Origin of the sequence: Kitasatospora sp. NPDC056446 (assembly GCF_042796115.1) — a bacterium.
Lineage (GTDB): Bacteria > Actinomycetota > Actinomycetes > Streptomycetales > Streptomycetaceae > Kitasatospora.
Genome location: NZ_JBHTRF010000154.1, coordinates 1 through 4,960, shown reverse-complemented (window position 1 = coordinate 4,960; position 4,960 = coordinate 1). Strand labels below are relative to the sequence as shown.

Annotated in this window: 2 protein-coding genes and 1 pseudogene; 2 read left to right on the top strand and 1 reads right to left on the bottom strand. The window is 73.6% G+C overall.

The window, feature by feature from the left end; genetic code table 11:
• Nucleotides 1-153 precede the first annotated feature (153 nt).
• The gene (locus ACFQ6N_RS39955) at nt 154-372 is read right to left on the bottom strand and encodes a hypothetical protein (RefSeq protein WP_380659080.1); all 219 of its coding nucleotides are present in this window, start codon (nt 370-372) and stop codon (nt 154-156) included.
• Between the two features lie 640 nt (nt 373-1,012).
• Between ACFQ6N_RS39955 and ACFQ6N_RS39950 the strand changes: the two genes are divergently transcribed.
• Nucleotides 1,013-4,858 (top strand): nitrate- and nitrite sensing domain-containing protein, encoded by a 3,846-nt coding sequence (locus ACFQ6N_RS39950; protein WP_380659079.1) that lies wholly within the window; start codon nt 1,013-1,015, stop codon nt 4,856-4,858.
• Nucleotides 4,859-4,868: 10 nt separating this feature from the next.
• Nucleotides 4,869-4,960, top strand: a pseudogene (locus ACFQ6N_RS39945) (roadblock/LC7 domain-containing protein); the annotation flags it as partial.

Here is a 4,960-nt window from a genome sequence, read left to right as displayed (position 1 = left end):
CCCCGGCCGGTGCGGCGCCCGCCCCCACGTCCGCCGCCCCGACCCCGCCCCCCCCCCCGCCCGGGCGGCGGCGCCCGGGGCCCGGGCGGCGCCCCGGGGGGGGGCGCCGCCGCCACGGGTGTGGCGACGGCGCCCCGGCCGGGACGTGCCCGGTCAGTCCTGCACGACGACGACCGGCGCCACCATCAGCTTGGTCCGGCGCGGGTTGGCGGTGCTGGCCGGCAGCTCGGTGCCGTAGGTCACGACGTCCTCGGGCTTGCGGGCACCCGGGATCTTGCTGAAGTCCTCGACCGAGGCCAGCGTCGTCCGGCGCGGGTTCGCCGTGGGGCGGCAGGACAGCGTGGACTTGGTGGCGTTCTTCGCCTGGGACATCGAGAGCACCTCGGTGGTCGCGGCCGGGCGGATCCGCGGCGGATCGGCGTCGGCCTGAGTTGTTCCGATTGATTCGGAGGGGTTCTGGGCAGGCTGATCTGGGCCGTGCGCCGGAAACAGCCAGGTTACGAGATCTCTTTCCATAGAGACCGTGACCAAAGCTACACATTAGGCTGTGATTTTGCTCACAATATGTCGAGCAAAACGCAGATATCCGACATATCGTCGTACCGGGATTTCCCGACAATCTTCCGTTATCGGGCATTCGGGAAGGTCTGTGACTCTTTTCGATCTCCGGTCGGGTTGGCATGTATCCGGCGAGTGTCCGAAAAAGGCGGTATTCCGGTCCGGTTACCGCACAGTCAGTGAGATCGCACAAGCGGTCGGTAGCGCCGGGCGCCAGGTTCCTGCGGCCCTTGTTGGGATTCCCCGGCTGTGCTGGAATGCGACGGACCGTGGGTAGGGAGTGGTCCACCCCGGTGACCCGCTCTCCCGGACCGGCCGGGAGGCGGATGGAAACTCGACACCGTCCAGGCCGTGGCGACGCGGCGGGACGCCCGGTCCAGAGGTTGCGACGCCAGTGCAGGGACGTTTCAAAAGGGGTAGCGGCGCCGCGGGTAACCCGGAGTCGCACGAACCCGTGGCAGCCCCCCAACCGGCGGCGCCGCCCGGCGGCCCGACCGAGCCGCTGACGCCCGAGGCCGTCGGCCGCCCCGAGGAGGACGGCCAGGACCGGAAGTCCACCCGGGACAAGCTCCGGACCTCCCTGACCCGGCGCCGGGCCACCGGTCTGAACCGGCTCGCGATGCGCAACTGGCGCATCCGCACCCGTCTGATCGCCCTGCTCGCCCTCCCCGTCCTGGTCTCGCTGGTCCTCGGTGGCCTGCGCATCCAGACCTCGCTGGAGAACTCGCAGCAACTCGCCCAGATGGCCAACCTGTCCGACCTGGCGAAGAAGGCGACCAACCTCGCCGACGCGCTGCAGACCGAGCGCGACATCAGCGCCGGCCCGATCACCCACGAGCCCAGCGCCCAGCTGGACGACGACATCGTCGCCGCGCGCAAGGCCACCGACGACCTCAGCCGCACCTTCACCGCGTCCTCCGACAAGTTCGAGAACCTCGAACTGTCCGGCGGAAAGGCGCTGCTGCTCCAGATCCGCAAGGACCTGAACTCGATCGCGGACACCCGCAGCCTGCCGTACCAGAACAACCAGAACATCCAGTCGACGATCACCGCCTACGACGTGATCATCCGAGACCTGCTGTCCATCACCCAGGACATCGCGCTCGCCTCGAACAACAAGGACCTGGTCGTCTCCACCCGCGCGCTGCAGCAGTTCTCGCTCGCCAAGAACGCGACCTCGCAGCAGCGGGCCCTGATCAGCGCCGCGCTCGCCAACCCCAAGGCCCCCGACCTCAGCCCGAGCGACGAGTCCTTCGGTATCCGCCTGCGCCTGTCCTACGACAACGCGGTCGCCAGCTTCAACAACATCTACACCGCGCACGACCTGGACAACCTGCGCAGCCAGCTGAGCTACAACTCGGTGGTCGCCGACGCCGACCGCTACGCCCAGACGATCCTCACCCAGGGCGGCATCCACCAGACCGAGCCGGTCACCTACAAGGACTGGTACGAGAAGGCCAGCGCCAAGATCACGGCCGAGCGCCGGATCGAGTCCAAGCTCATCGAGAACCTCGACGGCAAGGCCCAGGACCTCCAGTCCCAGGCCGACACGGACGCCCTGATCATCGGTGTAGCGGTCGCCCTGGTGCTGCTCGTCGCCCTCGGTGGCGCCGGTCTGATCGCCCGCTCGATGGTGCGCTCGCTGACCCGCCTCCAGGCCGCGGCCGAGGACGTCGCCGAGCGCCGCCTGCCCGAACTGGTCAAGACCCTCTCCGAGAGCGACCCGCACGACGTCGACACCACGGTCGAACCGGTCGCCGTCGACTCCGCCGACGAGATCGGCCACGTGGCGCACGCCTTCGACATGGTGCACAGCGAGGCCGTCCGCCTCGCCGCCGAGCAGGCCCTCCTGCGCGGCAACATCAACGCGATGTTCACCAACCTCTCGCGCCGCAGCCAGGGCCTCATCCAGCGCCAGCTGTCGCTCATCTCCGAACTGGAGAGCCGCGAGGCGGACCCGGACCAGCTGGCCAACCTCTTCAAGCTGGACCACCTCGCGACCCGCATGCGCCGCAACGGCGAGAACCTCCTCGTCCTCGCCGGTGAGGACCCGGGCCGCCGCTGGACCCGCCCCGTCCCGCTGGTCGACGTGCTCCGCGCCGCCGCCTCCGAGGTGGAGCAGTACGAGCGCATCGAACTCGCCGCCGTGCCGTCGGCCGAGGTCGCCGGCCGCGTCGTCAACGACCTCGTCCACCTGCTCGCCGAGCTGCTGGAGAACGCCACCTCGTTCTCCAGCCCGCAGACCCGCGTCCGGGTCACCGGCCACGCGCTGCCGGACGGCCGCGTGCTGGTCGAGATCCACGACACCGGCATCGGCCTGAGCCCCGACGACCTCTCCGAGATCAACGAGCGCCTCGCCAACCCGCCGACGGTGGACGTCTCCGTCTCCCGCCGCATGGGCCTCTTCGTGGTCGGCCGCCTGTCGCTGCGCCACGGCATCCGCATCCAGCTGCGCCCCAGCGACTCCGGCGGCACCACCGCGCTGGTCATGCTCCCGGTCGACGTCACCAACTCCGGCGACCGCCGCGGCGCCGGCCGCCCCGGCGCCGCCCAGGGCAAGCAGCAGCGCGGGGTCGCCCCGACACCGCGTCAGCAGCGCCAGATGCCGGCCGGCCGGCCGAACGGCCCGGCCGCGCTCGGCCAGGGCCCGGCGGGCGGCGCCCCGCAGGGCGGCCGACCGCAGCTCGGCCAGGGCGGCCCGGCCGCTCCGGCGGGCCCCGGTCCGCAGGCCGGTCAGGGCCCGCAGAACGGTCAGGGTCCGCAGGCCGGTCCCGGTGCGCCCGGCGGTCCGGGCGCTCAGGCCGGACCGGGTGCGCCCGGTGGCCGCCCCGCCGGTCTGCCGACCCGCCAGGTCGGCAAGTCGCTGCGGGAGAACCCGGCTCAGCCGGGCCAGGGCCAGCCTCAGGGCCCGGGCCAGGGTCAGCCGGGCCAGGGCCGTCAGGGCCAGGGCCAGGCCAAGCAGCCCGCGCAGCCCCAGCAGCAGGGCCCGCAGCAGGGCCGGCCGCAGCCGTCGCAGCAGCAGCAGTCGCAGTCGCAGTCGCCGCAGGGCGGTCTGCCGCAGCGCACCCCCGGCCGCCAGGGCCCGCCCGAGGCCGGCCAGAACGGCCTGCCCCGCCGCAACCGCCAGCAGCAGCCGGGACAGCAGCCCGGTCAGCCGCAGGCAGGCCAGGAACGGCCGCGCCCCGGCGGCGGCTTCGACGGCGGTCCGGCTCCCCGGACCGGCGAGCAGCCCCAGCACGGCCGCCCCGGCGGTCCCGGTGGCCCCGGTGGCCCCGGTGGCCCCGGTGCGCCGCAGCAGGGTGCCCGCCCGGGCAGCCGTCCGCAGGAGGGCCTGCCGCAGCGCGCCCCCGGCCGCCAGGGCCCGCCGCAGGCCGGACGGCCCGCTCCGCAGGGTCCGCGCCGTCCGCAGCGCCCCGGCCCGGATGCGCCGCAGCGCGACCGCCGGCCGCAGCCGCCGCAGCAGCAGGCCCCGCAGCAGCCCCAGCCGCTGCCGTCGGCCGAGCCGGCACCGGTGGAGAGCACCCAGCAGTTCGCCCGCCCGCGCTTCGAGGCCAGCCAGATCGACCCGCGCGACCCGCTGGGCCTCGGCCTGGTCGAGCCGGTGCTGCCGAACGTGCCGAACCCGCCGCGTCCGGCGCCGGTGCGTCAGGAGCAGGCCCCGCAGCAGCCGCAGCCGCTGCCGCACCAGGAGCCGATGGCGCTGCCCGGTCCGTCCGCGGCCACCGACCAGCAGCCCTGGTACCCGCAGGCCGACACCCAGCAGCAGGCCCAGCAGCCGTCGTACCAGCCGCGCCGACCCGGCACCTCCGCGCCGGAGTTCCAGCAGGGCCAGGCCCCGCAGGCTCCGCACCGGCAGGCACCGCAGCAGGCACCGCAGCCCCAGCAGGGCCAGCCGGGCCAGCAGCAGCCGCAGCCGCAGCCGGGCCAGCCCGAGCCGGGCGGCGACGACGCGCCCTGGCGCCCGTCCGCGAACGACGAGCGCTGGCGCCGCGCCGAGCAGGTCCGCGAGCCGTCGACCAGCGGCGTCACCATGTCGGGCCTCCCCCGGCGGACCCCGCAGGCCAACCTGGTCTCCGGCACCGCCGAGGCCTCGCCGCTGACCGGCCCCCAGGTCTCCCGGGCCCCCGAGGAGGTCCGCGGCCGCCTCACCAACCTGCGCCGCGGCATCCAGCAGGGCCGGCGGGCCGGGGCCGAGCAGGCCGCGAATCCGGGGGGCGCCCAGCATGGTGCCCAGCAGCCCGGATTCGATAGTTTCGGTGGCCGGAGCGACGGCAACGGCGCAGATCACCAGGAGCGTTGAGTTGAACCAGATGAGCCAGGCCGCACAGAACCTGAACTGGCTGATCACCAATTTCGTGGACAACACCCCCGGGGTGTCCCACACCGTGGTGGTCTCCGCGGA